At 51.8% G+C, this 26,345-nt stretch carries 23 protein-coding genes and 3 tRNA genes; 20 read left to right on the top strand and 6 right to left on the bottom strand.

The window, feature by feature from the left end; all coding sequences use genetic code 11:
• Positions 1–13: 13 nt before the first annotated feature.
• The 5 genes from ACI43T_RS05930 to ACI43T_RS05910 are packed head-to-tail and all read left to right on the top strand — an operon-like array spanning position 14 to position 7,955.
• Positions 14–1,249 carry a glycosyltransferase gene (locus tag ACI43T_RS05930; protein ID WP_405385876.1) on the top strand — a complete coding sequence of 412 codons (1,236 nt, stop codon included), beginning with the start codon at positions 14–16 and terminating at the stop codon, positions 1,247–1,249.
• A gap of 15 nt (positions 1,250–1,264) precedes the next feature.
• Complete coding sequence (locus ACI43T_RS05925; RefSeq protein WP_405385874.1) at positions 1,265–2,455, top strand: glycosyltransferase family 4 protein; 1,191 nt, start codon at positions 1,265–1,267, stop codon at positions 2,453–2,455.
• A gap of 33 nt (positions 2,456–2,488) precedes the next feature.
• Positions 2,489–4,426 carry an ABC transporter ATP-binding protein gene (locus ACI43T_RS05920; RefSeq protein ID WP_405385872.1) on the top strand — a complete coding sequence of 646 codons (1,938 nt, stop codon included), beginning with the start codon at positions 2,489–2,491 and terminating at the stop codon, positions 4,424–4,426.
• A 47-nt stretch (positions 4,427–4,473) separates the two neighbouring features.
• On the top strand, positions 4,474–6,777 hold the full coding sequence (locus ACI43T_RS05915) for a phosphotransferase (RefSeq protein WP_405385870.1): 2,304 nt from the start codon (positions 4,474–4,476) through the stop codon (positions 6,775–6,777).
• Positions 6,774–7,955: a nucleotide sugar dehydrogenase gene (locus tag ACI43T_RS05910; protein ID WP_405385868.1), complete on the top strand. Its 1,182-nt coding sequence runs from the start codon at positions 6,774–6,776 to the stop codon at positions 7,953–7,955. The genes ACI43T_RS05915 and ACI43T_RS05910 overlap by 4 nt, the downstream gene beginning before the upstream one ends.
• A 75-nt stretch (positions 7,956–8,030) precedes the next feature.
• Here ACI43T_RS05910 and ACI43T_RS05905 read toward each other — a convergent pair whose 3' ends face one another.
• A complete protein-coding gene (locus ACI43T_RS05905; protein ID WP_405385866.1) occupies positions 8,031–9,422 on the bottom strand; it encodes a nucleobase:cation symporter-2 family protein in 1,392 nt (463 codons plus the stop codon).
• 338 nt (positions 9,423–9,760) lie between these two features.
• Between ACI43T_RS05905 and dapA the strand changes: the two genes are divergently transcribed.
• The 14 genes from dapA (at position 9,761) to ACI43T_RS05835 (ending at position 19,860) form a co-directional block, all read left to right on the top strand.
• On the top strand, positions 9,761–10,636 hold the full coding sequence (gene dapA / locus ACI43T_RS05900) for a 4-hydroxy-tetrahydrodipicolinate synthase (RefSeq protein WP_293276304.1): 876 nt from the start codon (positions 9,761–9,763) through the stop codon (positions 10,634–10,636).
• A 16-nt stretch (positions 10,637–10,652) separates the two neighbouring features.
• Positions 10,653–11,786 carry an outer membrane protein assembly factor BamC gene (gene bamC / locus ACI43T_RS05895; protein WP_293276303.1) on the top strand — a complete coding sequence of 378 codons (1,134 nt, stop codon included), beginning with the start codon at positions 10,653–10,655 and terminating at the stop codon, positions 11,784–11,786.
• 171 nt (positions 11,787–11,957) lie between these two features.
• Positions 11,958–12,188 carry an NGO_0222 family membrane protein gene (locus ACI43T_RS05890; RefSeq protein WP_405385863.1) on the top strand — a complete coding sequence of 77 codons (231 nt, stop codon included), beginning with the start codon at positions 11,958–11,960 and terminating at the stop codon, positions 12,186–12,188.
• 9 nt (positions 12,189–12,197) lie between these two features.
• Entirely contained in the window at positions 12,198–12,791 is a 594-nt protein-coding gene (gene rdgB / locus ACI43T_RS05885; protein WP_405385861.1) for an RdgB/HAM1 family non-canonical purine NTP pyrophosphatase, read from the top strand.
• A 40-nt stretch (positions 12,792–12,831) separates the two neighbouring features.
• Positions 12,832–14,025: a DUF262 domain-containing protein gene (locus ACI43T_RS05880; RefSeq protein ID WP_405385859.1), complete on the top strand. Its 1,194-nt coding sequence runs from the start codon at positions 12,832–12,834 to the stop codon at positions 14,023–14,025.
• Between the two features lie 13 nt (positions 14,026–14,038).
• Entirely contained in the window at positions 14,039–14,566 is a 528-nt protein-coding gene (locus ACI43T_RS05875) for a HEPN domain-containing protein (protein WP_405385857.1), read from the top strand.
• A 33-nt stretch (positions 14,567–14,599) separates the two neighbouring features.
• Positions 14,600–15,766 carry a radical SAM family heme chaperone HemW gene (gene hemW, locus ACI43T_RS05870; protein ID WP_405386096.1) on the top strand — a complete coding sequence of 389 codons (1,167 nt, stop codon included), beginning with the start codon at positions 14,600–14,602 and terminating at the stop codon, positions 15,764–15,766.
• 177 nt (positions 15,767–15,943) lie between these two features.
• Positions 15,944–16,333, top strand: coding sequence for a RidA family protein (locus ACI43T_RS05865; protein WP_009173075.1), 390 nt, complete (start codon positions 15,944–15,946; stop codon positions 16,331–16,333).
• A gap of 101 nt (positions 16,334–16,434) precedes the next feature.
• Complete coding sequence (locus ACI43T_RS05860; protein ID WP_405385855.1) at positions 16,435–17,265, top strand: symmetrical bis(5'-nucleosyl)-tetraphosphatase; 831 nt, start codon at positions 16,435–16,437, stop codon at positions 17,263–17,265.
• A gap of 121 nt (positions 17,266–17,386) precedes the next feature.
• Positions 17,387–18,577, top strand: coding sequence for a succinyldiaminopimelate transaminase (gene dapC / locus ACI43T_RS05855; RefSeq protein ID WP_405385853.1), 1,191 nt, complete (start codon positions 17,387–17,389; stop codon positions 18,575–18,577).
• A gap of 116 nt (positions 18,578–18,693) precedes the next feature.
• Entirely contained in the window at positions 18,694–19,473 is a 780-nt protein-coding gene (gene yaaA / locus ACI43T_RS05850) for a peroxide stress protein YaaA (protein ID WP_405386094.1), read from the top strand.
• An 80-nt stretch (positions 19,474–19,553) separates the two neighbouring features.
• A tRNA-Ser gene (locus ACI43T_RS05845) sits at positions 19,554–19,644 on the top strand.
• A 24-nt stretch (positions 19,645–19,668) separates the two neighbouring features.
• Positions 19,669–19,758: transfer RNA gene (locus ACI43T_RS05840), tRNA-Ser, on the top strand.
• A gap of 11 nt (positions 19,759–19,769) precedes the next feature.
• Positions 19,770–19,860: transfer RNA gene (locus ACI43T_RS05835), tRNA-Ser, on the top strand.
• Positions 19,861–19,988: 128 nt separating this feature from the next.
• On the opposite strand, the gene ACI43T_RS05830 is transcribed toward ACI43T_RS05835, so the two are convergent.
• From ACI43T_RS05830 to rluD, 5 genes are all read right to left on the bottom strand, one after another.
• Entirely contained in the window at positions 19,989–21,077 is a 1,089-nt protein-coding gene (locus tag ACI43T_RS05830) for an acyl-CoA dehydrogenase family protein (protein WP_405385851.1), read from the bottom strand.
• An 88-nt stretch (positions 21,078–21,165) separates the two neighbouring features.
• A complete protein-coding gene (locus tag ACI43T_RS05825) occupies positions 21,166–21,714 on the bottom strand; it encodes a carboxymuconolactone decarboxylase family protein (protein ID WP_405385849.1) in 549 nt (182 codons plus the stop codon).
• A 179-nt stretch (positions 21,715–21,893) separates the two neighbouring features.
• Entirely contained in the window at positions 21,894–23,585 is a 1,692-nt protein-coding gene (dld, locus tag ACI43T_RS05820) for a D-lactate dehydrogenase (RefSeq protein ID WP_405385846.1), read from the bottom strand.
• An 87-nt stretch (positions 23,586–23,672) separates the two neighbouring features.
• Positions 23,673–24,446 carry a peptidoglycan editing factor PgeF gene (gene pgeF / locus ACI43T_RS05815; RefSeq protein ID WP_405385844.1) on the bottom strand — a complete coding sequence of 258 codons (774 nt, stop codon included), beginning with the start codon at positions 24,444–24,446 and terminating at the stop codon, positions 23,673–23,675.
• A 48-nt stretch (positions 24,447–24,494) separates the two neighbouring features.
• Positions 24,495–25,616, bottom strand: a complete 1,122-nt coding sequence (rluD, locus tag ACI43T_RS05810; RefSeq protein ID WP_405385842.1) for a 23S rRNA pseudouridine(1911/1915/1917) synthase RluD — start codon at positions 25,614–25,616, stop codon at positions 24,495–24,497.
• Here rluD and ACI43T_RS05805 point away from each other — a divergent pair.
• The coding region (locus ACI43T_RS05805) for an outer membrane protein assembly factor BamD (RefSeq protein ID WP_405385840.1) at positions 25,615–26,345 on the top strand (731 nt) is incomplete at its 3' end. The two genes, rluD and ACI43T_RS05805, sit on opposite strands and share 2 nt — an antisense overlap.

Genomic DNA, 26,345 nt, shown 5'->3' with positions numbered 1-26,345 from the left:
GTCTGACTAAAACATGAATAACAACCCAACCTCGGCAACCCGACCTCTTTATATCGGATACATACTGAAACGCTATCCCCGTTTTTCCGAAACTTTTGTGGTTAATGAAATTTTGGCGCACGAACGCGAAGGAATGAAAATCGATATTTTTGCATTGGGGCCGGTGGAAGACACCCATTTCCAAGACGGAATTTCAAGGGTTCGCGCACCCGTAACGCGCTTGGAACATAAACATTACAAACCGGAGACCGTATGGCTGCTTATTCAGACGGCCTTTGAACGGCTGCCAAACTTTGCGGAAAAACTGGCACGGGCCAAGTGTGCCGTATATGAATTGACGCAAAGCATTTCAGTGGCGCTAGAAATACAAAACCGCGGTATTCAGCACCTGCACGCCCATTTCGGCACGCAGGCGGCGACCGTGGCGCGTCTGGCGGCCGATTTTGCCGGCATCACTTACACCTTTACCGCCCATGCCAAGGATATTTACTTCCGATACGCAGAACCTACCCGTCTGGATATGAAAATGCGCGATGCCTTTGCCACGGTAACGGTATCCGACTACAACCTCGCCTATTTGCAACAGCAATACGGCAAAGATGCGGAAAAGGCCGTACGCATCTACAACGGTATGGACTTGAGCAAATTCCCATACAACGAATTTACTTCCCGCGAACGCCATATTCTAGCGGTAGGCCGTTTGGTTCCGAAAAAAGGATTCAGCGTACTGCTCGAGGCGTTGTCGCTGCTGAAAAAACAAAATATCCGAATGCACTGCACATTGGTCGGCGGCGGCCCGTTGTATGAAGATTTGTCCGCCCGAACCGAAGCCTTGGATATTGCCGACATAGTAACGATGGTCGGCCCGATGCCGCAGCCTGACATCATCAGACTGATGCAAAACAGCAATATGGTTGTAGCGCCGTGCGTTATCAGCGACGACGGCGACCGCGACGGCCTGCCGACCGTATTGCTGGAATCGATGGCTTTGGGTACGCCTGTGATTTCGACCCAGGTGGCCGGCATTCCCGAATTGGTCATAGACGGCGAAACGGGCTTGTGCGTGCCGTCTGAAAATCCGCAGGCGTTGGCCGAAGCGATGGCGCGCCTGCTGGACGACCATGATCTTTGCCGGACATTCTCCCGCAACGGCCGCGCATTAATCGAACGCGAATATGACGAAGACCGCAACGCTGCGAAATTACGTCAGATTTTCAACGATGCAATCGACAGCCGTCCGGCCGTTTAAACGGAGGGAGGACCCATGCGAGTTGCTTATATCTGTGCCGACCCAGGCATTCCGGTATTCGGCACCAAAGGTGCTTCCGTCCATGTACAGGAAGTGGTTAAAGCAATGCTGTCCAGAGGCTTGGACGTTACCCTGTTCGCCCAACGGTTGGGCGGGGACGTACCCGAAGCATTGAAAAATGTTCCAATCCGGAAATTGGAAACCTTACCGAAAGACTCGGTGGAAATCCGTGCTCGCGCCGCTTTGGCTGCCAATGCCAAAGTCGAAGCCATGCTGGAGGCGGAAGAACCGTTCGATATGGTTTACGAACGTTACTCCCTGTGGAGCAGCGCCGGTATGGATTTTGCGAAAAAACACGGTTGCGCAGGGATATTGGAAGTAAATGCGCCCTTGATTGAAGAACAGAAAAAACACCGCGAATTACCGCTTGAAGACGAAGCGCAACGAATCGCAGAGTCTGTTTTTGCCGCTGCGGACGCCATAATTGCCGTTTCCCCCGGAGTGAAACAACACCTTGAAACATTTGAAAAAGCCCGAGGCCGCGTACATGTTGTAGCCAACGGCGTGGCATTGGATCGCTTTGCCCCTGCTGCGGAAAAAAATGCCCGAAGGCTGCAAACCCTCACGCCTTCTTCAGAAGTTACCGTAGGCTTTTTGGGCACATTAAAGCCGTGGCACGGTCTGGCGACACTGGTCGAGGCATGGGCGTTATTGCGGCAGCGCGGACAGGATGCACGCCTGCTGATAGTCGGAGACGGCCCCGAACACGAATCGCTGCACAACAGAATCGATGCTTTAGGCTTACTGGAATATGTGGAATTTACCGGTGCGGTACAGCCCGAAAATGTCCCCGAATGGCTCGAACGAATGGATATTGCCGTCGCTCCTTATCCGAATATGGAACATTTCTATTTCTCACCGCTGAAAATCTACGAGTACATGGCAGCGGGCATTCCCGTTGTCACCACGAAAGTGGGCCATCTGGAAAGCGTGGTGTCGCACAACCGGAACGGTATGCTGGTGGAAGCCGAAAATCCCGAAAAAATGGCGGACTGCATCGCCTCGCTCATCAAACAACCGGCAGAACTTCGGCGCTTGGGCACTTCCGCCCGCCAAACCGCCGAACAAGAACACAGTTGGTTCGCCGCAGTAGACCGCATTCTTAGAATTGCTGCCGATACAGGCCGTCTGAAAAAAACGGTATAGGCCGTCTGAAAAAACATTTTAAGAAAACCGCTCATGAAAAACTATGACTGGCAGGCTGCCGCCCGCCGTTTTCTAAACTACATCCGCCCGAAACGGCCTGACCGCCCCGCCATGCAGCAAAGCAACTGGTGGCTGGTGGCAAACCGTTTTAGAGATTACATCCGGCCGGAACGCTGGCTTATCGCCGGTTCGCTGTTGTCCATGCTGACCGCGACTTTCGTCCGCCTGCTCAAGCCGCTTCCGCTGGCTTTCGCCGTGGATTACATCCTGGTCGAAGTAGTGGAACACGTCGACAAAATAGACGGCGGGAAAAGTCCCGCAGTTAAAAACATCAAGTTTGACACCAGCCTGTTTGAAATCTCCCTTCAGTCTATTGACAAACAATATCTGCTGCTGGGTTGCGGAATAGCCGTCGTCCTGATTGCCCTCCTGATGGCGGCCAGTAACTTTTTAAGTACCGTAGGGCTGTCTCTGGCGGGCAGCCGCATTTTGGCCAAGGTACGCAGCGACTTGTTCGTGCACTTGCTCGGTTTGTCGATGAGATTTCATTCTCAGGCCAAAAACGGCGATTTGACCATGCGCTTGGTCAGCGATGTCGCCATGTTGCGCGAAGCGGTGGTAACGGCTCTGATGCCGATGCTGGCAAACATCTTTGTGCTGTCGGGCATGCTCATCGTCATGTTCTATCTAGACTGGCAGCTGACGCTTTTCGCTATTGCCTCACTGCCGTTCCTATGGTTCACGACCAACCGCTCCGGCAGGCGCATTCACGAAGTCAGCCGCGCACAGCGCAAAAAAGAAGGTGGGTTGGCCTCAAAAGCATCTGAATACATTGCGTCCATCAAAACCATCCAGTCTTTGTCGTTGGAAAACGAAACCATCCGCAGTTTTGAAGGCAACAACGATCAGAGCCGCACGCAAGAAGTGAAATCCAAACGGCTTGCCGCAGGCTTGGAACGCCGCGTAGACCTATTGGTGGCAGTAGTTACGGCAGTGGTGTTGTTTAAAGGCGCGAATAATGTCTTGGGCGGACAGATGTCGACGGGCGAATTGATTGTGTTTATGTCTTACCTGAACAATTCGTTCCGGCCGGTACGCGAGTATGCCAAATACACCGCCCGTCTATCGAAAGCATTGGCCGCCGGCGAACGCATTATCGACCTGATGGACCAGCAACCCGACATTAAAGACCGGCCCAGCGCCAAAACGCTGACTGATGTGCGTGGCGAAATCCATTTTGACCATGTGGGTTTCGGTTACCAAGACAAAGATAAAAACTTTGTATCCGTATTGAAAGGCATGGATTTCAAAATTAATCCCGGCGAGAGCGTAGCGATTGTCGGCCCTTCCGGTTCGGGCAAAACGACCATTGCCAACCTGATGCTGAGGCTGTACGAACCTGACAGCGGGATTATCCGCATCGACGGCTGCAATATTCAGGAATACACCATCGCCAGTCTGCGCAAACAAATCGCCGTCGTGCCGCAGGAAAACCTGCTGTTCGGCGTCAGTATCCGCGACAACATCGCACTGGGCGCATTGCACAATGCCGGCGAAGTAACCCACGGTGAAATTATTGCCGCCGCCAAACTGGCGAACGCCCACGATTTCATCAGCGTCCTGCCCGACGGTTACAACACCATATTAAGCGAACTCGGCAGTTCACTTTCAGGCGGCCAGCGACAGCGTATCGCAGTGGCGCGGGCGGCCATCAGCCACAGCTCGATTCTGCTGTTGGACGAACCGACCGTGGGTTTGGACCGCGAAAGCGAAAGCCATGTGATTAACGCCTTGCATAATTTAATGAAAAACCGTACGACCATCATGATTACCCATGATTTGGCGTTTGCAGCCACTGCCGACCGGATTATCTTCATCGAAGGAGGCGTAGTGATGGAACAGGGCAGCCACGAGGAACTGCTGGCCCTCGGTCAGAATTATGCAAACTGGTGGAAAATGCAGATAAGCTGATTTGTTTGTACCCAATTATTAATTAGAAATAGAGAACCAGCCCTGATATGTTAACAGAAGCAGATAAAAAAATTATTTCGAACGATCCCGCCCTTCCCGGGTTGGCCGCGTTGCTGGATACGGAATTGCTGTTGACAAAGTTGCGGGCAATTCCTGCATTATGCACGGTAGAAAAAGCGGAGATTGAATATTTGCGCTACAAACCGGCCAACAGTTGCGCCTGCACAGTGCGTATCAGGCTTGCGGACGGTTCAAGCCGGTATTACTACGCCAAGGCATTGACCAAAGAGCGGTTCAAAGAATCTTGGAACAAGCCCTCCCGACAGAAACTGGTACAGTCGGGGCATCCGCAGGCTCCGTTGGCTGTTTTCGATTCGCATATCATGCTTCTGCATCCTGCGCACGACCGCGGAATAGGCCATCTGAAATGGCTGATTGACCAAGCGGAACGCAGGCATTTGTTCAAAGCCTGTTCGCTGCAGCCGTTACAAGATTACGAAGAACTGGAAATCGATATTCTGCGCTACAAACCGGAACGCCGCTTGGTGGCAAGAATCAGCAAAGACCGGCAGCCTTTGGCGGTTATCCGTTGCGCCAATCCGGACGAATTTACCAAAATGCTGATGGGCAACGCATTCGGCGTCGCCCAAGGCGGCGTTCACCTGCTGGGAGCAGACGGCGCAAACCGTACCCTAGCCACCAACTGGCAGAAAGGCCGGAGCCTCTGTCCGGAAGAAGGAGAGCCGCCCACGGCCGACTTAGTCCGACAACTGGCCAGACAGGTTACGCGCATTCATCATGCCGGTTACAAACATCCGATTCGATACACAATCGAAGACGAAGCTAAATCATTAAAAGGTGTCATCAACACCTTCAAGCATATCTTGCCGGAACAAACGGAATGGTTTGTCAGTTTGGTCGAACGTGTCGAAAAAGGGCTGGCTTCCGTTCCCGAACATTTTGCACTTATCCACGGAGATTTTTCACTGGATCAGGTGATCCGGCGGGAAAACAAACTCGGCGGGGCCAGGCTGCACATTCTGGATTGGGACCGTTCCGCCTACGGCAATCCGTTGATGGATTTAGCCACGTTCCAAGCCAGATTGGAACTGCAAGTAATCGAAAGCATACTGCCGCGCCGGCGGGCCGACGAAATATTGGACACTTTCCTCAATACTTACCGGAAAAAAAGCGGAACGAGCCTTGACGGACTTTACTGGTTTACCGCTTCCGCCATGCTGCGCTTAGGTGCCGAACCTTTCCGCAAGCGCGACCCGCGATGGGAACAATGCGTCCTGCAACTATTGCAGCGTATTGAGGAGATTTTGGCCAAAACCGACGACCCTTATATGCTGACGGCTGAAAACGATACCTGTTTTTCCGAAGACTCCCCCCTTATAACCCTGCTGGACGTCCCAAAAATGCAGGCGTTGCTGCACGACGAAAAAATTCTGCCCGCACATGAACACATACAGTCTGCCGTATTGTGCCGCTACAAAATACGGCGGCGCGCCCTAGTGGATTACCAAACCGATACAGGGCATTTAATCGGCAAATACCGCGCCAAAGGGCTGGATGAACGTTCGTACCTCATACAGCAAAAACTGTGGGAATCAGGTTTCGACACTCAAGCACAAACAAGCGTACCCGAAACGGCAGGCAAACTGCCCGCGTTGAATACTTGGTTCCAATATAAGGTAAACGAACAAAACGTCGGCAACATATTGATGCCGCAAAACGGCCGTCTGGCTTTTCTCGGCCAAGCCGTTGCCCGCGCAATCAACACCCTGCATCGAAGCCGGACGGCACAAGAATTAGAATTGCCGCGGTGGACGCAAGAAAGCGAACTCGAAATCTTGCGCGACCGCCTGACAAAGGCGCAAACCACTCTGCCGCAATGGGCAAAACGCATCGCAAACGTATTAGGCCGATGCGAAACTTTGGCGCAGCACTTGTCAGAAACGCCGTTCGTAACCGTACACCGGGATTTTTATCAAGACCAGATACTTGAACGTTACGGCCGCCCCGGCCACATTGTATTGCTGGATTTCGATTTGCTCTGCCAAGGTCATGCGGCATTAGATGCAGGCAACTATATTGCACATATTCAAGAGCTTGCATTACGGTTATATGGCGGTATTGATGCACTGAAAGCCCATGAAGACGCATTTTTGCGGCAATTTCTGGCAGACAGCGAAACTGCCAAACGAAAAGAAGTGGACATTTATACCACCCTCAGTCTGGCGCGCCATATTTATATCAGCACATTATTTGACAACCGCAAACACACCACCGAAACATTACTAAAACTGTGTGAATCACGACTGCATTCACAAACAAACAAAGTATGAAGCTCCCGATGAAAATTACCGTAGTAGGCGCCGGATATGTCGGCCTTTCCAATGCCGTGCTGTTCGCACAACGACACGAAGTCAAGCTGTTGGACATCAGCCCGGAAAAAACAAACCTGATAAACCGGAAAATTTCACCGATTCAAGATGCCGAAATCAGCGAATATCTGGCCACCAAACCGTTGAATCTGCATGCGACGACCCACGCGGACGAAGTATACGCCGACACAGAATACATCATCATCGCCACCCCGACCGATTATGATCCGGAAACCAACTATTTCGACACCAGCTCGGTGGAATCGGTGCTGGAAACCGCATTGGCGAAAAACGACCGTGCCTACCTGATCATCAAATCCACCATTCCGGTAGGATTTACCGTCAAAATGCGCGAAAAATTCAATACCGACCGCATCATCTTTTCGCCTGAATTTCTCCGCGAAAGCAAAGCGTTACATGACAACCTTTATCCCTCGCGCATTGTAGTCGGCGATACCAATCCGGCGGCGGAACGATTCGCTGAAGCCCTGCGCGATTGCAGCCTGGTACCCGACGCACCGATTATTCTGACCAACCCGACCGAAGCCGAATCCATCAAACTCTTTTCAAACACCTATCTGGCGTTGCGCGTAGCATTCTTTAACGAGCTGGATTCCTTTGCCGCGGCTTTCAATTTGGACTCCCGCCACATCATCGACGGCGTATCGGCAGACCCGCGCATCGGCACGCATTACAACAACCCGTCGTTCGGTTACGGCGGCTACTGCCTGCCCAAAGACACCAAACAACTATTGGCAAACTACGAAACCGTACCGCAAAACCTCATCGGTGCCATCGTCGAATCCAACAGCACCCGCAAAGACTTCATCACCAAAGACGTGCTGGCGAAAAAACCGTCCGTAGTCGGCATATACCGCCTGACCATGAAATCCGGTTCGGACAATTTCCGCAGCTCGAGCATCCAGGGCGTGATGAAACGTATCAAGGAACAAGGCGTCCCCGTCATCGTTTACGAACCGAAATATAAAGAAGACGAATTCTTCGGTTCCGCCGTCATCAAAGATTTGGCGGAGTTTAAGCAACGGGCGGACATCATTCTGGCAAACCGGCGGAACGACGACTTATCGGATGTCGAAGACAAAGTTTATACGAGGGATTTGAAAGGAAACGATTTCTGATTCATACCGTCATTTTTCCCCAAACAAAAAAAATTGAGGCCGTCTGAAAACGGCCTCGATTTTTCAGACGGCCTTTTAATGCTCCAAACCGTCGGTATCCACTTTCACCACCTTATCGGATTTATCTTCCGGCAGCAGCAGGTTCAACACCACCGCCGTAATGCCGCCGGCGGAAATAGAGTTTTGGAACAAGACAGGCAGGTTTTTAAACACTTCCGGCTCAAACGCCACGCCCAAGCCCAGACCGACCGAAGTTGCCGCAATCACCGCCTCGCGCCTGCGGATGCCGTGGCTGACCAAAATCCGCACGCCCGCAATCGCAATCAAGCCGAACATCAAAACCATCGCCCCACCTAAAACCGGACTCGGAATCGTCGTAAACGCACGTCCGACGACGGGGAACAAACCCAACAACACCAAAATCACGGCAATATATTTGCCCACATGGCGCGAAGCCACGCCGGTCATCTGAATCACGCCGTTGTTTTGCGCGAAGGTGGTCAGCGGCAGCGAACCCAAAGCCGTCGCAATCACCGATACCAAGCCGTCCGCCAACACGCCACCGCGCAGGCGTTTGGTGTATTCCCCGCCTTCAATCGGCTGGTCGGACACCATTGCCGTCGCGGTCAAATCGCCGACCGCCTCAAACACGCTCAACAGGAAAATCGCGCCTGCCACAATAAATGCGTGCCAATCGAAAGCAAAACCATATTTAAACGGTACGGGCAGCGTAACCAGCGGCAGGTTTTGCAGTGCGGAAAAATCCACCTTGCCCAAAAACAGCGCGACGATGTAGCCGACAATCAAGCCGACCGCGATACCGCTCATACGCAACAGCGGATTTTTCATGCAGTTGAATATCAACACAATCAGCAACACCAGCGACGCCAGCCCCAAGTTTTCCATCGAGCCGAACGTGCCGTTCGCCTTCGCGCCGAAGCCGCCGCCAAAATCGGTAATGCCGACGTGTACCAAACTCAGACCAATCAGCATCACGACTACGCCGCTGACCGTTGGCGTAATCACTTTTTTCAAATACGGCAGAAGCCACGCCGAGAAACACACCAAAAACGCGCCGACAAACGATACACCCAACAGTGTCGAAATCATCGCATCCTTAGTCAAACCGCCCTCTTTCATCCCTGCGCCGAGCGCAATCATGACGGTAACGAACGAGAAATTTACCGACTGGATAGACAGCATCCCCGAACCGACCGGCCCGAAGCGGTTGACCTGCAAATAAGTGCCGACACCTGACGCAACCATCGCCATCGACACGAGATACGCCGTCATTTCCACCGGCAGTTCCAGCGCGCCGCCCACAATCAGCGCGGGCGTAATCATCGGCACAAAAATCGCCAGAAGATGCGTTATCGCGCTTAATAAGGCATTTCCGAATGGCGGTTTGTCTTCCAAACCGTACACTAAATCAGGCGTATCCGCCTTTTTCCCTGCCACACCGGCCATAACCCCTCCGAACGTAATAAACGAATGTAATAAAACGGTAAAAAATGTAATCGGAATTGTATAGCGTTTGTCGGGCCGCAGCAATTTTCAGACGGCCTTGTCTGCACGCAGGGCAGGCCGTCTGAATACACGGCGGAATATTTAACACTTTATAACCTTGACAGCCCAAAATCTTGCTCCAAAAAATAAGCCGTTAAAATATAAAAACATCTCCAAACAGCAAAGCCTGTTATCCTGTCGCCCGCAATATACCGTTCGGCTGCGATGTTTCACATCGGCAACAAAGTAGGCTACAATCCGCAAATCATCCCAGACCCCAGAAAAACAAAGGTTTCATTATGTTAAAAGGCAGCTTGGTTGCCCTGATTACCCCGATGAATCAAGACGGCAGCATCCATTACGAACAACTCCGCGACCTGATTGACTGGCACATTAACAACGGCACCGACGGCATCGTCGCCGTAGGAACGACCGGCGAAAGCGCCACCTTGTCCGTTGAAGAGCATTTGAGCGTGATTGAAGAAACCGTCAAACACGTCGGCAAACGCATTCCCGTGATCGCAGGTACCGGTGCCAACAACACTGCCGAAGCCATCGCCCTCTCCCAAGCCGCCGAACGACTGGGCGCAGACTACACCCTGTCCGTCGTCCCCTATTACAACAAACCCTCCCAAGAAGGCATCTACCGCCATTTCAAAGCCATCGCCGAAGCCACGTCGATTCCAATGATTGTCTATAACGTGCCCGGCCGTACCGTAGTCGGCATGAGCAACGAAACCATCCTGCGTCTGGCCGAAATTCCCAACATCGTCGGCGTCAAAGAAGCCAGCGGCAACATCGGCAGCAACATCGAACTCATCAACCGCGTCCCCGAAGGCTTCGCCGTATTGTCCGGCGACGACCCGACCGGTTTGGCATTCATGCTCTGCGGCGGACACGGCGTCATCACCGTCGCGGCCAACGTCGCCCCCAAACTCTTCGCCGACATGTGCCATGCCGCCCTTGCCGGCGACATCGCAACCGCCCGCCGGCTGAACGGCCGGTTAATTCCGATTTACAACGTCATGTTCTGCGAACCCAGTCCGGCCGCGCCGAAATGGGGCGCATCCCTTTTAGGCAAATGCACACCCCATGTGCGTCTGCCGCTTATCGAACTTACCGAAGCCGGACAAGTCAAAGTACGCGCCGCGCTGGAAACGGCGCAACAGATTTAAACCACAGGAAACCGATATGACGAATATCAAACCCATCGTTTTAACCCTAGCACTCATCAGCCTGACCGCATGTTCGGGCAGCAAAAAAGACCAGCCCAAACTGGATTACCAAACCCAAAACCGCAAAATCGTCAATCTGGAAGTACCGCCCGATCTGACCAACCCCGATCAGGGCAACCTGTACCAGATTCCCGCAGGCAGCGGCGCCGTGCGTGCCAGCGACCTGAAAGGCCGCAACAACGGTGTACAGCAGCCCGCCAACCAAGCCGTATTGAAATCCGTCAAAGGCGTGCGCCTCGAACGCGACGGCAGCCAGCGCTGGCTGGTCGTAGACGGCAAATCGCCGGCCGAATTGTGGCCCCTGCTCAAAGTCTTCTGGCAGGAAAACGGCTTTGACATCAAATCCGAAGAACCCGCCATCGGCCAAATGGAAACCGAATGGGCGGAAAACCGCGCCAAAATCCCGCAAGACAGCCTGCGCCGGCTGTTTGCCAAAGTCGGCTTGGGCGGCATCTATTCCACCAGCGAGCGCGACAAATTCATTATCCGCGTAGAACAGGGCAAAAACGGCACCGCCGACGTATTCTTCGCCCACAAAGGTATGCAGGAAGTGTACGGCGACAAGAAAAAAGACACCACCGTGTGGCAGCCGCGTCCGAACGACCCGAATCTCGAAGCCGCATTCCTTGCCCGTTTCATGCAGTATCTCGGCGTTGATGCCAAACAGGCCGAAAACGCTTTGGGTCAAAGCATCAATGCCCCGCGCAGCGCGGGTGATTTGGCCAAAGTCGACAACGGCACGCTGCTGCTCAACGGCGACTACGGCCGCAACTGGCGCCGCACCGCTCTCGCCCTCGACCGCATCGGCCTGACCGTATTGGGCCAGAACGCCGAACGCCACGCCTTCCTGGTACAGCAGGCGCCTGCGGAAAGCGAAGCCGTAACCAACAAAAAACCCGGCCTGTTCAAACGCTGGTTCGGCAAAGACAAAAAACAGAACGCGCAGACCGCCGCCCGTCCCGAAATGATCGTGTATGTCGAACCCGTCAACGGCGGCGCACGCATCAGCTTGTTGAACAAAGACGGCAGCAGCTACAAAGGCAGCGACGCCCCCACCCTGCTCGGCCGCCTGCACAACGAATTGCGCTGATTCCCATCCGTGGCAAACAGCCTTCGTCATATCGAAGGCTGTTTTCATTTGAGGCCGTCTGAAAAATTTTCAGACGGCCTCAAAATACAGTCCGGCAGAAAACCTGCCCGCTCCTGCCTCCCGACGGTTTTACTATATAATGACCGTCCCGCTTCCTCCCACAGAACCTCTATGGACAAACGCAAAGCCTACCTGCTGCTGACGGCCCTGTTCACCTTGATTTTCATGGCGCTCATCCTGCTCGGCAGCTACCTCCTCTCCATCCACAGCAAACAATATGGCCTCGCCGCCTTCCTGTTCGCCTTCGCCGCCGTCTTCGGCCAAATCGGCAGCCTCGCCCTCTACATCCGCCACAAAGCCCGCGCCCAGGCACTGCGCGCGCAACAAACCGAATCCCGCTAAGGAAATCCCATGTTCGACAAAATCGTCCTCGCCAGCGGCAATGCAGGCAAACTCAAAGAATTTTCACGCCTCTTCGCCGATTTGAACATCGAAGTCCTGCCGCAATCGCAGTTCGACACGCCCGAATGCCCCGAGCCGTACCACACCTTCATCGAAAACGCGCTCGCCAAAGCCCGCCACGCCGCCAAACACAGCGGCCTGCCCGCGCTTGCCGACGACTCCGGCATCTGCGCCGCCGCATTAAACGGTGCACCCGGCGTCCTCTCCGCCCGCTATGCCGGAGCAAATCCCAAATCCGATGCCGCCAACAACAAGCGCCTTTCAGACGACCTCGCCGACAAAGCCGACAAAAGCTGCCACTACGTCTGCGTCCTCGTCCTCGTCCGCCACGAAAACGACCCGCAGCCCATCATCGCCGAAGGCATCTGGCGCGGCCAATGGCAGGCAGAAGCCGCAGGAACCCACGGTTTCGGCTACGACCCGCATTTTTACCTGCCCGAACACAACTGCACCGCCGCCGAGCTTGCCCCCGAAATCAAAAACGCCGAAAGCCACAGGGGACAGGCGTTGCGGGAATTGTTGCAAAAAATAAATATTTCATAATAAAATCAGTTATATTTCTACATACTTTAAGGTTAGCAATATGGAAACTTATGAAAACAATAACTCATTACAGATTGATGATTATGCAGAAAATGAATGTGAAAATTTAGATATAGATGGATATGATATTACAGCAACTCCTAATGATTTTAATGTTATGACATTAAATAGTTTTATTGAATCAGGAGCTGTCATCATACCTGGATTTCAAAGAAATTTTGTTTGGGATATCGGTAGGTCATCTAAATTAATTGAATCATTATTATTAGGCCTTCCAGTACCCCAATTATTTCTATATGAACAAGAAAGAAATAAATTTTTAGTTATCGATGGGCAACAACGATTAATGTCAATATATTACTTTATGAAAAAACGTTTTCCTAAAAAAGAAAAACGCTCTGCTTTACGTAATATTTTTGATAGAGAGGGAAAAATTCCTGAAGAAGTATTGCATGATGATGAATATTTTACTCCTTTCAACCTTAAATTACCTAGTCAACTATCTGACAAAAAAAATAAATTTCATGGAATGAACTACTCAACTCTTGGGGAATTTAAACTACAATTAGATTTACGACCAATCAGAAATATTATAGTAAAACAAAATGCGCCATCTAATGATAATTCTTCAATGTTTGAAGTTTTTAATAGATTAAATACTGGTGGAATGAATTTAAAAGCACAAGAAATCCGTACCAGTATGTACCACTCAGATTTTTATAAGATGCTTTTCAAGATAAACAACAATTCTAACTGGAGAAATTTATTGGGTTCGCCAGAACCTGATTTACATATGAAGGATATAGAAATTCTCCTGCGATCTTTTGCTATGCTTATTGATAGTGAAAACTATCGACCTTCTATGACTAGGTTTCTAAACCAATTTTCAGAAAAATGTTCTAAATATTCAACCGAATATAATAAATACTTATTAGATTTATTTAACTCTTTTATAACCGCCTGTCGTGATCTTGACCCTAGGATTTTTAGAAGTAGGTCAAGAGGAAATTTATTCAATGTCGGGATATTTGAGGCTGTTTTTTATGCTGTAGCTAAAAAGTTTTTCTCTCCTGATGAAAATAAATTAATTGAAGGTTTTATTGAAGAAAATAGTATTAAAAAATTAGCCGAGGATGAAGAGTTCTCTGAGGCTCTACTAAAAGGTACTGCTCATGCGACTAAAGTAGCTAAAAGACTAGAAAAAGCTAAACAGATTATTTCATTAAAAGTATAGGAACCTTTCTATTATGAAGGATATTATTGATAGGATATATGAAGATCATAAAGAACTCAAAAAATTTCTTGAAGACCATGATGAAATATCTTTATCAATTTCTGCTGATGAAATCTATCGTAAAACTCTATTGCTGGCCATTTCAAGTTATTTTGAAGACCGAATTACCAGTTGTGTTCTAGAATATGTAAAAGAACAAACTCATGAAAAACATATCATTTCTGAGCTAGTAAGAACAAAATTTATTAGTAGACAGTATCATACGTGGTTTAGATGGGATGATAAGAATATCAATTCTTTTTTAGGAATATTTGGAGAACCATTTAAAAAATATGCTACTGAAAAAATTAAAGATGAAGAACTAGAAGAATCAATAAAACAATTTCTTGAACTTGGCTTAGATAGAAACCGCTTAGTTCATCAAAATTTTGCGGCATTTTCACTAGAAAAAACTTCAGATGAACTCTACTCTAGCTACAAAGAAGCAATTAAAATTATTGATAGACTGCCTAAATTATTTAGAGAATTTAACCATATTTGAGAACACAAAAAATCTAACAACGTGAAACATAATATTACCTTTCAGTATCCCGGACAGCTCACCGCCCTGCCACCCCTGTCGCTCTACATCCACATCCCGTGGTGCATCAAAAAATGCCCGTATTGCGACTTCAATTCCCACAGCCTGAAAAACGGGCTGCCCGAAGCCGCCTATATCGACGCGCTGCTGACCGACTTGCAGCTTGAATTGCCCAATATTTGGGGCAGGCCGGTGGAAACGATATTTTTCGGCGGCGGTACGCCCAGCCTGTTTCAGGCGGAATCGATTGACCGTTTGTTGAGCGGCGTGCGTTCGCTGTTGCGCTTGCAGCCGGAAGCGGAAATTACTTTGGAAGCCAATCCGGGTACGTTTGAAATCGAGAAGTTTCAAGGATTTAAAGACGCAGGCATCACGCGGCTTTCTATTGGCGTGCAAAGTTTCAACGACGATATGCTTGCACGGCTGGGGCGCGTCCACAACGGCAAAGAAGCCTTAACCGCTATCGATACCGCCTTGAAATTATTTGATAAAGTCAATATCGACTTGATGTACGCCCTGCCGAACCAGACCGTTCAGACGGCATTGGACGACGTGCAAACCGCCATCGCCACGGGCGCAACCCACATCAGCGCGTATCATCTGACCATGGAGCCGAACACGCCGTTTGGTCATACGCCGCCGAAAGGTTTGCCGCAAGACGAAGCCGCCCTCGACATCGAAGACGCGGTACACGGCGCGCTGGAAGGCGCGGGTTTTATCCACTACGAAACATCGGCTTTTGCGAAACCCGCCATGCAGTGCCGCCACAATTTGAACTACTGGCAGTTCGGCGATTATTTGGGCATAGGTGCGGGCGCGCACGGCAAAATCTCCTACCCAGACCGCATCGAGCGTACCGTCCGCCGCCGCCATCCCAACGACTACCTCGCTCTAATGCAAAGCCAACCGAGTGAAGCCGTCGAACGCAAAACCGTTGCCGCCGAAGATTTGCCGTTCGAATTCATGATGAACGCCCTGCGCCTGACCGACGGCGTACCCGCCGCGATGTTGCAGGAGCGCACAGGCGTACCCGCCGCCAAAATCATGGCGCAAATCGAAACGGCAAGGCAAAAAGGCTTGCTGGAAACCAACCCGACCGTATTCCGCCCGACCGAGCAGGGACGGTTGTTTTTAAACGATTTATTGCAATGCTTTTTATAGCCACCCACTTTTTCAGACGGCCTTGACGCGCCAAACTGAAACATCTTCGGGCTGCCGCTTTATCAGGCCGTCTGAAAACGTCAATACCCTACACAATCACTCGGTTTTATACGATAATCGACACCGTTTTCATCAAAGCTTCCATCTTTCAGACGACCCCGACAACAGGAGAAAATCATGTCCAAAACCATCATCCACACCGACAAAGCCCCTGCCGCCATCGGTGCATACAGCCAAGCCGTGCGCGCGGGCGACACCGTTTACATGAGCGGTCAAATTCCCCTCGATCCCGCCACCATGACCGTTGTCGGCAACGGCGACTTCCGCGCCGAAGCGCGCCAGGTCTTTAAAAACCTGCAAGCCGTTGCCGAAGCCGCAGGCGGCACGCTGGCCGACATCGTCAAACTCAACGCCTACCTGACCGACCTCGCCGACTTCGCCGTTTTCAACGAAGTCATGGCAGAGTTCATCCAAGAACCCTTCCCCGCCCGCGCCGCCGTCGGTGTCGCCGCCCTGCCCAAAGGCGTGCAGGTCGAAGCCGAAGCCGTGCTGGTGTTGACCGCATAATACGTACACACCCACAACCCGTTTTCAGACGGCTTCATGTTCCGATTTTCCTTAAAAGGCCGTCTGAAACACAGCAATCCATCCAATGCAAGAATCCGGATATGGCACACTACGCAATCGGCGATATTCAGGGCTGCTTCGACGAACTGACCGCCCTGCTCGACAAAATCAGTTTCAACCACGGCACCGACATACTCTGGCTGACCGGCGACATCGTCAACCGCGGCCCGAAATCGCTTGAATCACTGCAATTTGCCATGCGGCACGAAAGCAGCGTCCGAATCATCCTCGGCAATCACGACCTGCACCTGCTCGCCGTCGGATTCGGCCACGGTTCGGTCAAACGCAGCGATACCATCACCCCGATTCTGAAACACGCCGACAGCAAAAAAATGCTCGACTGGCTGCGCGCGCAGCCCCTGATGATAAGCGGCGAAAAACACGTTATGGTACATGCCGGCATCCTGCCGCAATGGAGCATAGCCAAAGCCGAAACGCTGGCGCGCGAGGCAGAGGCCGAACTGAAAGGCAAAAAAGCCGAAAAATTCTTCTCGAAAATGTACGGCAACAAACCGACCGCGTGGAGCGACCACCTCAAAGGCTACGACCGCCTGCGCATGATTGTGAACGTGTTTACCCGGATGCGCGCGCTGACGCTGAAAAACGAACTCGACTACGACTACAAGTCCACCCTCGACCAAATGCCCCCGTCGCTGCGCCCGTGGTTCAAAGCCCCGGACCGCAAACACCTCAGCCACACCATCGTATTCGGCCATTGGTCTTCGCTGGGCTATATGAATTGCGACCGCATCATCTCGCTCGATACCGGCGCGCTTTGGGGCGGCGAGCTGACCGCCATCGACCTTGCCAGCAACCAAATCACCCAAGTCCCGTCTGCCAACGGCTTGGATTGGAAAAAGCCGCTCAAATAAAAATAAAACCCGCCGCCCCGTTTAACAGGCCGTCTGAAACCCCGTTCAGACGGCCTTTCCCGTCCACAGCGCAGATAAAAAATGCTAAGATGAAACCCTATCCCACCAAGCGGAACACATCATGAACCCTTTATTGAACCAACTTCAGCCCTATCCCTTCGCCCGACTGCGCGAGGCCATGAGGGACTGGACCACGCCCGCCGGCCTGCAACCCGTACACCTGCAAATCGGCGAACCCAAACACGCCACGCCGAAAATCATTACCGACGCGCTGGCCGCGTCGCTGGCCGAATTGTCCAAATACCCGCTGACCGCCGGCCTGCCCGAACTGCGCCAAGCCTGTGCAAACTGGGCGGCACGGCGTTATCAGGGAGTGGAGCTGAATCCCGACACCGAAATCCTGCCCGTATTGGGCAGCCGCGAAGCCCTGTTTTCATTCGTACAGGCGCTGCTGAACCCCGTTTCAGACGGCCTCAAACCCGTTGTCGTCAGTCCCAATCCGTTTTACCAGATTTACGAAGGCGCCGCCCTGCTCGGCGGCGGCGAAATCCGTTTCGCCAACTGCCCCGCCCCTTCGTTCAAACCCGACTGGCGCAGCATCGGCGAAAGCTTGTGGCGGCGCACCCAACTGGTTTTCGTCTGCTCGCCCAACAATCCCAGCGGCAGCGTGCTGCAACTGGACGACTGGAAGGAATTGTTTGATTTACAAGACAAATACGGCTTCACCATCGCCTCGGACGAATGCTACTCAGAAATCTATTTCGACGGCGAAAAACCCATCGGCGGCCTTGAAGCGGCGCACAAACTGGGACGCGGCAACAAAGGGCTGGTCATGTTTACCAGCCTGTCGAAACGTTCCAGCGTCCCCGGCCTGCGTTCCGGCTTTGTGGCCGGAGATGCGGAAATCCTGAGCCGCTTCCTGCTCTACCGCACCTACCACGGCAGCGCGATGGGCATCCCCGTGCAACACGCCAGCATTGCGGCTTGGAACGACGAGCAACACGTCATCGAAAACCGCCTCCTGTACCAGGAAAAGTTCGATCGCGTACTGCCAATCCTGCAGCAGGCATTCGACGTCAAACGTCCCGACGCCTCGTTCTACATCTGGCTGAAAGTGCCCGGCGGCGACGATTTGGCCTTTGCCAAAAAACTATGGCAGGAAGCCGCCATCCAAGTGCTGCCCGGCCGTTTTCTGGCGCGCGACACCGAATACGGCAACCCCGGCGAAGGCTATGTGCGGATTGCATTGGTCGCCGATGTCGATACCTGTGTCAAAGCCGCCGAAACCATCGTTGCACTTTATCAAAAATAAACCGGCCCTTCAGGCCGTCTGAAACCCGGCAGCCCTTTTTCAGACGGCCTTTTGCCTATGCGGTGTCTGCCACGCATATCATTCCGCCGTACACCCTTATCCACAGCGAGAACGCCATGTTTTTTGTCCTCTCCCCCGCTAAAAACCTCAACGAAAAAGACCCCGCCCCCGTCGGCAGATTTACGCAGCCCGACCTCTTGGCGGAATCCGAAATCCTGATGGAAACACTGCGCGGCCTCGCGCCGCAGCAGATTGCCGAACTGATGCACGTTTCCGACAAAATCGCCCTTTTAAATGCCGAACGCAATGCCGCATGGCACACCCCCTTCACCCCCGACAACGCCAAACAGGCCGTGTTTATGTTCAACGGCGATGTCTACGAAGGACTTGACGCCGCTTCGCTCACACCCGAACAAACCGACTACCTGCAACAGCACGTCCACCTGCTTTCGGGCCTTTACGGCGTTTTGCGCCCGCTCGACCTGATGCAGCCCTACCGGCTGGAAATGGGCACGCCGCTTGCCAACCCGCGCGGCAAAAACCTCTACGAATTTTGGGGCGGCCGCATCACCGGTTTGCTGAACGACACCCTCGCCCAAGCAGGCGCAAGCGTTTTGGTCAACCTCGCCTCGCAGGAATATTTCAAATCGGTCGATAGCCGCAAACTCAACGCCCGCCTGATTACCCCCGTATTCAAAGACGAAAAAAACGGCAAATACAAAATCATCAGCTTCTACGCCAAACGCGCCCGCGGCCTGATGGTACGCTACGCCGCCGAACACGGCATCACCGACCCCGAACAACTGAAAGGGTTTGACAGCGAGGGCTACCGCTTCAACGAAGCCGCTTCCGGCGCGGACGAGTGGGTATTTCTGCGTGAAGAACAATCCAAGTAAAAACAAAACGCTAAAAGCCTCCCGCCAAAAACACCTTGGCAAAAGCGGCGGATTTTATTAAGATACGCGTTTCAAGAAACGGAAGCGTGGCAGAGCGGTTTAATGCAACGGTCTTGAAAACCGTCGAGGGTTGATAGCCCTCCGTGAGTTCGAATCTCACCGCTTCCGCCAATCTTGAATATTTTTTTATCTGATGGAAACGTGGCAGAGAGGCTGAATGCAGCGGACTCGAAATCCGCTGAGGGTGCAAATCCTCCGTGGGTTCGAATCCCACCGTTTCCGCCAGAACCTACTAGGGAAGCGTGGCAGAGCGGTTTAATGCAACGGTCTTGAAAACCGTCGAGGGTTGATAGCCCTCCGTGAGTTCGAATCTCACCGCTTCCGCCAAATCCGAAAACCGCCGCTTTGGCGGTTTTTTTGTATCCGCATCAAATCTTTTCCGACTTCGGAATCATAAAAGGCCGTCTGAAAAACCTGTTTCAGACGGCCTTTTCACCTAGCTGCCGATTAACTGATTAATTTCCTTCCCATGCCGCGATTTCTTTACGCAGATGCTTCAAAGCGGGGGTAACGATGGCGACGAACATCGCCTCGCGCAGCCGGCGCTGTGCCGGACTGCGCATCAGATAACCTTTCGCCCCGGCATGTAAGGCGGCGGATTGCGATGCAGCCAAAGCCAGCTCGGAAGCGGCGGCACGCAGTTTCAGCGTTGCCAGATTATCGGGCCGGTTGTTCCAAGCAAGGTCGGCCAGCCGTTCGGTTTCCGCCCAAGCGGCGTCCAACCTGGTTTTCAGGCTGTCATAATCATCGTCAAGATACCGGTTGGCTTCGGCATGGGCGGCATCGGCTTCACGGATAACCTCCAAACTGCCGTCGATAACGCCCGCACCGATACCGATTTGCAGCAGGATGAAACCTGCTTTGATGCTTTGGATATAGGCGGCAAACTGTTCGGGCGCAGCGATAACGTCCTCATCTTCAATAAATACGTCCTTAAAAGTGAGGCCGTAGGTACGCGTACCTTCCAAGGCGCAAAATTCCGGACAGTTTTGCAGGCTGACGCCGTCCCATTCTCCGCCGGTGATAAACATCACATAACCGCCGTCGGTCTGCGCGGTATTCGCCCAGATATGTTCTCCGCCGATATTCGACACCCACGGCAAGGTTCCGTTGACAATATAGCCGCCGTCGGCGCGCACTGCCTGAAGGTTGTGTTTTTCAATCCCGGCCAAATGCTTGACAGTATTGGACATGCCGGTACCGGCCAAAATACCGCCCTGCAAAATTTCCGCCAAATACTTTTCCTTCACTTCAGGGTTGGGCGACCGGTGCAGATACCATGCGCAAGCCGCCTGACACCACGCGCTGAACGAGGTCGCGCCGCATTCTTTGGCTACCTCGCGCAATACGGCAATCTGCGTCGCCAACCCGTAGCCCGTACCGCCCTCTTCGGCGCTGCCGACCGACGCAAAACCGCCGATGGCTCCCAAATTACGTAAAAAATCTTCGGGATACAGCCCCTTGCGGTCAATGTCCTCCACCAAAGGTTTGAGTTGGTTTTTCACCAGCTCGGTTACATTGTTCAACAAAGTCTCACGCGACATTCGTTTTCTCCTATTTAAAAGGCCGTCTGAAATTTCCTGTTCAGACGGCCTTACATTTCCAAATCTTTCAGAAATCCCGAATTTCGATTTAGGCGAATGCCTGCAATTCAGGGTTGATTTCTGTCTGCGCCACGTTGTTGACGTAGTTGCACAAAGTCGCCAAGGCAACGCCCATTACAACCTCCACAGCCTGCTGCTGGTTGTAGCCGGCGTCGAAGAAGGCTTTGAGTTCGGCATCGGATACCGCGCCTTTTTTCGACATCACGGCTTGGGTAAACGCGGCGAGCGCACCCAGTTTGGCATCGTCAAATTCGCCGGCCGCCAATGCGCGCGCGGCTTTGATGGATTGTTCGGACAGGAGTTTTTTCAGGGTTGCCAGCTTGGTGTGGCCCGCCACGCAGAAACCGCATTCGTTGGTGCGGGCGGCGATGATTTGGATGACTTCCACTTCGCCGGGAGTCAGGCTGTTGGCGGCGTTCAGCTTGCCGACTTCTTGATAGAAGGCCAAGGCTTCGGGCGCGTTGGCCAATACGCCGATGAGGTTGGGGATGAAGCCGTTGTTTTTCAGCGCGGCTTCGACGCGGGGTTTTGCTGCTTCGGGAGCGGTTTCGACGGTGTGTACGGTTAAGCGTGCCATAATTTATACCTTTGTTTTCAGTGTATTGAATGGAATGTGGCATACTACTCCGATTGGCATTGGTCGGGAAAGACTGATTGGTTATGTGCTACAAACCAAAAGTTATAAGCAAAAAAAGTCGTCTGAAAACCAAATACGGTTTTCAGACGGCCTTTGTCATTGACACAATCCCTAACTTATCATTCAGCCCAGTTTTTCTTCTTACTGGTTTTACCTATGCCCGGATTGAAACTGTTGGTCGGGTCGAGTTTTCGGTAGAACTGTTTGAGCGCGGGTTTAGCTTCGTATAAATGGCCGACGTTGTGCTCGGCGGGATATTGCGCGCCGCGTTGGTCTAAAAGATGCAGCATTTCGTGTTCCAATGCCATGCAGTCGTTGCCTTTTTTGATGATGTAATCCTGATGGAAAACGTGGCACATGAAATGTCCATAGTAGAGTTTATGGATGATTTTATTGTCAATTTCCGAAGGCAGTTTTTCAAACCAGTCGCGGTCGTCGCGGCGCAGGGCGATGTCCAGCGCGACCAAATCTTCCACTTCATCATCATGCACGGCGCGGTAGCGGATGGCGGCTGAGGCGACGGCAAAACGGTGCAGCATGGCGGCTTGGGTTTCTTCGGCGTTGCATTCGAAAAACGCACCGCCGTGGTGTGCAAAATACTCTTTCAAAAACGCGCGCGCTTCATCTACGCCTTTTCCGCCCATTTTCAGAATCAGATGGTGTTCGTATTTGTCGCGGTAATCGCGCATGGATTTGGGCAGGTGGTCGGGCAAGTATTTGCTGACGAACTGCATGACCTTATCGGAAAAATGTTTGGGCAGGAAGCTGACTTTTTTGCCTAATCGGTCAACTTTGGCTTTGAAATCAAATAATTTCGGCAGTTGGTGTGTACCGAATTTTTTGATGACGTAGAACGTGTCTTTGCCGTACACGTCGGCAATATCGAAAGCGTCGCGATGGATGTATTCGCCGGAAACGGGCAGGCTTTCAAATTCGCCCAAGGCGGCGCGGCGGATGTCGGTCAGTTCGTTGATGTCGTTGGTACCGATGTAGAACACGGCGGTTTGCTTCTCTTGCGGGAAGGTGTCTAAGCGGACGGCGAAAACCATCAGTTTGCCCGCGCAACCGGACGCTTCGTAATGGCGCGCGGGGTCGGCATTGAAACGCGCGGCGGTGGGCTCGTCCACTTGGCGCACATGGTCGCAATAGGCGTGGTCGTGTCCTTTGCCCGCGTCTTGCATGATGTCTTTTCTTTGATAATGATGGCCTTGAAGATTGGTCAGGATTTCTTCGGGCGTGTCGCCCAAATCTATGCCCAAATGGTTGACCAGCTCCAGTTTTCCCTCTTCGTTGATTTGGGCGAACAGCGCCATTTCCGTGTAGGCCGGGCCGCGCTGCACCAATGCGCCGCCGGAGTTGTTGCATACGCCGCCCAAGACGGACGCGCCGATACATGAAGAGCCGATGACCGAATGCGGTTCGCGCCCCAAAGGTTTCAGCAGCAATTCGAGTTGATTCAGGGTAGAGCCGGGCAGGCAGACGACTTGTTCGTTGTTGTTGATGGTTTGGATGATGTTTATCCGCATGGTGTTCACAATCACGATGTCGCGGTCGTAATCGTTGCCGTCGGGGGTCGAGCCGCCTGTCAAACCGGTATTCGCCGCCTGCGTAATCACAATCACGTCCGCTTCGACGCAGGCCTGCAAAATTTTCCACATTTCCAGAATGGTTCCGGGGCGCACCACCGCCAACGCCCTACCCTCGCCGAAACGGTAGCCTTGACGGTATTGTTCGGTTTTCGCGGGGTCGGTGATGATGTATTTTTCGCCGACGGTTTGGGTCAGGCTGCTGATTAATTGCGAGGCGTTCATAATGCGCTCCTTAGGATTTTCATGGTTCAAACAATAATGATAAATATATTTTATTGCAGGCAAGGGATTATATGGAGTAAACAATTATCACTGTTTCTCCAACCAAACCACACTGACCATGCGTCCCGTCTTTCCTTCACGGCGATAAGAGAAAAAGGTATTTCTTTCTAAGACCGTACAATAGTCTCCGCCATAAATCATGCTGACGCCTTCACGCTGCAAAATCATTCTGGCCAAAGCATAAATATTGGCAAGGAATTTACCGCCGCCAATGCTTTCAAACGCACTTTCCGATTCCGGCATGGATTGATAAAACACATCGACGACATCCCGCCCAACCTCGAACGCATCAGGACCAATGGCGGGGCCAAGATAAGCCATAATTTCAATAGGAGCGACATTCATCGCACGAATAGTATTTTGCAGTATCCCGCCCGCCAAGCCTTTCCAGCCCGCATGTGCAGCGGCAACAACTGTTCCGGCCTTGTCGCAAAACAAGACCGGAAGGCAGTCGGCGGTCATACTTGCGCAGGCAGCACGCCCCGTATTGTCCACGGACGCATCGGCATCTGTAAGTCGCGCCAAAGCATCGGTTGCCAACACCACTTTATTACTATGTATTTGGTTCAGATACGCTACCGGCACGCTGATTTGCTGCTGTACAATTTTCCTGTTATGAGCGACGTGCTCGGGATTGTCACCGACATGGATACCGACATTCAGACTTCGGTATACCCCGTTGCTTACTCCGCCGTTTCGAGTGGTTAACAAAGTTTTTACATTATCCGGTGCCGGCCAGTCGGCATGGAGAAAATTACTTTTTACAGCAGCAATACCCAAGCTTTCGCTTAATGTTTTCATCTTTGCTTCTTTCTTTCAGACGGCTTTAAAAGGCCGTCTGAAAACTGTTTAATCCCTAGTATAAACAACCTCTACATCGTAATCGTCTTCATCCCAATCATCGTCATCTTCTTCATTTAGCTTGTTGAACCATTCTTCCTCATGGCTCAACGACGAATCTAGCCCTGCCTCCAAACGTAGCACAGACAACAAATGATACATATCTTCGGGAATCGCTGCTTCAAACGATACAGCTTTCTGAGTTTTAGGATGAAGGAAACTCAAGCGGTAAGCATGAAGCGCCTGACGGCCCAAAGCCTTAACCGCTTCTTTCACCATTTCACTACACGGATGACGGGGATTCCCGTAAATAGGATCGGCAGCGAGAGGATGGTTTGCTTCACGCATATGCACGCGGATTTGGTGGGTACGTCCGGTTTCAAGCGAGCACTCTATGTAACTGTGTGCAGGATAACGTTCCAACACCTTGACATGCGTTATTGCCGGTTTACCGCCGTATTTAACCACCGCCATTTTCAGGCGATTATGAGGATCACGGCCTATTAATGTTTCGATTTTACCGTCAAAAGGCACTACCCCGTTGGCCACAGCGCGATAAATCCGTTTCACCGTCCGTTCCTGAAGTTGCCGTACCAAAGAATTTTGGGCAGGCAAGGTCTTGGCAACCACCATCAGTCCACTGGTTTCCTTATCCAATCGATGCACAATACCTGCCCTTGGAATCTGCCCTAATTCAGGACAATGCGCCAACAAACCGTTAAGTAACGTACCCGACCAATTACCCGCAGCAGGGTGAACGACCAATCCAGCCGATTTATTGACGACAATTACGGTATCGTCCTCATATACAATGTCCAAGTCCATTTTTTCAGGCAAAAACGCAAGACTCTCTTCGCTTAAACGTACCGTTACCGTAATAAACTCGCCGCCAATCAATTTCTCTTTGGGTCGCGCCGGTTTACCATTTACAATGACCAAGTCTTCTTTTATCCAAGTAGCTAGGCGGCTGCGCGAATAATCAGGCATCAATTTGGCAAGTGCGCTATCGAGGCGTAATCCCGCCATATCCAATGGAACAGTTAACTTAACACAACTTTCTGCTTCAAGGGCTGCCGCAAAATCCAAATCATCGTTATAATCGGCTTCATTATCAAAGGAAGTATTCTGCATGAAAAAAATTCTTTTAGTAGTTTCTCTAAGTTTGGTACTCGGCGCGTGCGCCAGCAAAGGTACAGTCGATAAAGACGCCCAAATTACTCAAGACTGGAACGTGGAAAAACTTTATGCCGAAGCACAAGACGAGCTGAACAGCAACAATTATACGCGAGCCATTAAGTTATATGAACTTTTGGAATCACGCTTTCCCAATGGTCGTTATGCACAACAATCCCAACTAGACACCGCCTACGCTTACTACAAAGATGATGAACCGGAAAAAGCATTGGCTGCTATCGAACGTTTCCAACGTCACCACCCGCAACATCCCAATATGGATTACGCCTTATATTTAAAAGGCCTAGTATTGTTTAATGAAGATCAGTCCTTCTTAAATAAACTGGCTTCCCAAGACTGGTCCGACCGAGATCCCAAGGCCAACCGAGATGCATACCAAGCATTTTCCCAACTGGTTCAACTTTATCCTAACAGCAAATATGCTCCCGATGCCACAGAACGTATGACCAAATTGGTCGATGCATTAGGTGGCAATGAAATCGCAATTGCCCGTTATTATATGAAACGCGGAGCGTATCTCGCTGCCATCAACCGTGCCCAAAAAATTGTCGAACAATACCAAAATACACGTTATGTTGAAGAATCATTAGCCATGATGGAGCTGGCATATAAGAAGCTGGGCAAACCGCAGCTGGCAGCGGACAGCAGACGCATTCTGGCCGGCAA

Source organism: Neisseria oralis (assembly GCF_045062685.1).
In the GTDB taxonomy this organism is placed as follows: domain Bacteria; phylum Pseudomonadota; class Gammaproteobacteria; order Burkholderiales; family Neisseriaceae; genus Neisseria; species Neisseria oralis.
The sequence above is the reverse complement of the archived record's forward strand: the minus strand, read 5'-3'. Positions and strand labels throughout refer to the sequence as shown.

What these genes read in the sequence shown, in the direction of transcription:
- ACI43T_RS05930 (WP_405385876.1), top strand. Translation starts at nt 14, where the DNA reads ATGAATAACAACCCAACCTCGGCAACCCGACCTCTTTATATCGGATAC.
- ACI43T_RS05925 (WP_405385874.1), top strand. Translation starts at nt 1,265, where the DNA reads ATGCGAGTTGCTTATATCTGTGCCGACCCAGGCATTCCGGTATTCGGC.
- ACI43T_RS05920 (WP_405385872.1), top strand. Translation starts at nt 2,489, where the DNA reads ATGAAAAACTATGACTGGCAGGCTGCCGCCCGCCGTTTTCTAAACTAC.
- ACI43T_RS05915 (WP_405385870.1), top strand. Translation starts at nt 4,474, where the DNA reads ATGTTAACAGAAGCAGATAAAAAAATTATTTCGAACGATCCCGCCCTT.
- ACI43T_RS05910 (WP_405385868.1), top strand. Translation starts at nt 6,774, where the DNA reads ATGAAGCTCCCGATGAAAATTACCGTAGTAGGCGCCGGATATGTCGGC.
- ACI43T_RS05905 (WP_405385866.1), bottom strand. Translation starts at nt 9,422, where the DNA reads ATGGCCGGTGTGGCAGGGAAAAAGGCGGATACGCCTGATTTAGTGTAC.
- dapA (WP_293276304.1), top strand. Translation starts at nt 9,761, where the DNA reads ATGTTAAAAGGCAGCTTGGTTGCCCTGATTACCCCGATGAATCAAGAC.
- bamC (WP_293276303.1), top strand. Translation starts at nt 10,653, where the DNA reads ATGACGAATATCAAACCCATCGTTTTAACCCTAGCACTCATCAGCCTG.
- ACI43T_RS05890 (WP_405385863.1), top strand. Translation starts at nt 11,958, where the DNA reads ATGGACAAACGCAAAGCCTACCTGCTGCTGACGGCCCTGTTCACCTTG.
- rdgB (WP_405385861.1), top strand. Translation starts at nt 12,198, where the DNA reads ATGTTCGACAAAATCGTCCTCGCCAGCGGCAATGCAGGCAAACTCAAA.
- ACI43T_RS05880 (WP_405385859.1), top strand. Translation starts at nt 12,832, where the DNA reads ATGGAAACTTATGAAAACAATAACTCATTACAGATTGATGATTATGCA.
- ACI43T_RS05875 (WP_405385857.1), top strand. Translation starts at nt 14,039, where the DNA reads ATGAAGGATATTATTGATAGGATATATGAAGATCATAAAGAACTCAAA.
- ACI43T_RS05865 (WP_009173075.1), top strand. Translation starts at nt 15,944, where the DNA reads ATGTCCAAAACCATCATCCACACCGACAAAGCCCCTGCCGCCATCGGT.
- ACI43T_RS05860 (WP_405385855.1), top strand. Translation starts at nt 16,435, where the DNA reads ATGGCACACTACGCAATCGGCGATATTCAGGGCTGCTTCGACGAACTG.
- dapC (WP_405385853.1), top strand. Translation starts at nt 17,387, where the DNA reads ATGAACCCTTTATTGAACCAACTTCAGCCCTATCCCTTCGCCCGACTG.
- yaaA (WP_405386094.1), top strand. Translation starts at nt 18,694, where the DNA reads ATGTTTTTTGTCCTCTCCCCCGCTAAAAACCTCAACGAAAAAGACCCC.
- ACI43T_RS05830 (WP_405385851.1), bottom strand. Translation starts at nt 21,077, where the DNA reads ATGTCGCGTGAGACTTTGTTGAACAATGTAACCGAGCTGGTGAAAAAC.
- ACI43T_RS05825 (WP_405385849.1), bottom strand. Translation starts at nt 21,714, where the DNA reads ATGGCACGCTTAACCGTACACACCGTCGAAACCGCTCCCGAAGCAGCA.
- dld (WP_405385846.1), bottom strand. Translation starts at nt 23,585, where the DNA reads ATGAACGCCTCGCAATTAATCAGCAGCCTGACCCAAACCGTCGGCGAA.
- pgeF (WP_405385844.1), bottom strand. Translation starts at nt 24,446, where the DNA reads ATGAAAACATTAAGCGAAAGCTTGGGTATTGCTGCTGTAAAAAGTAAT.
- rluD (WP_405385842.1), bottom strand. Translation starts at nt 25,616, where the DNA reads ATGCAGAATACTTCCTTTGATAATGAAGCCGATTATAACGATGATTTG.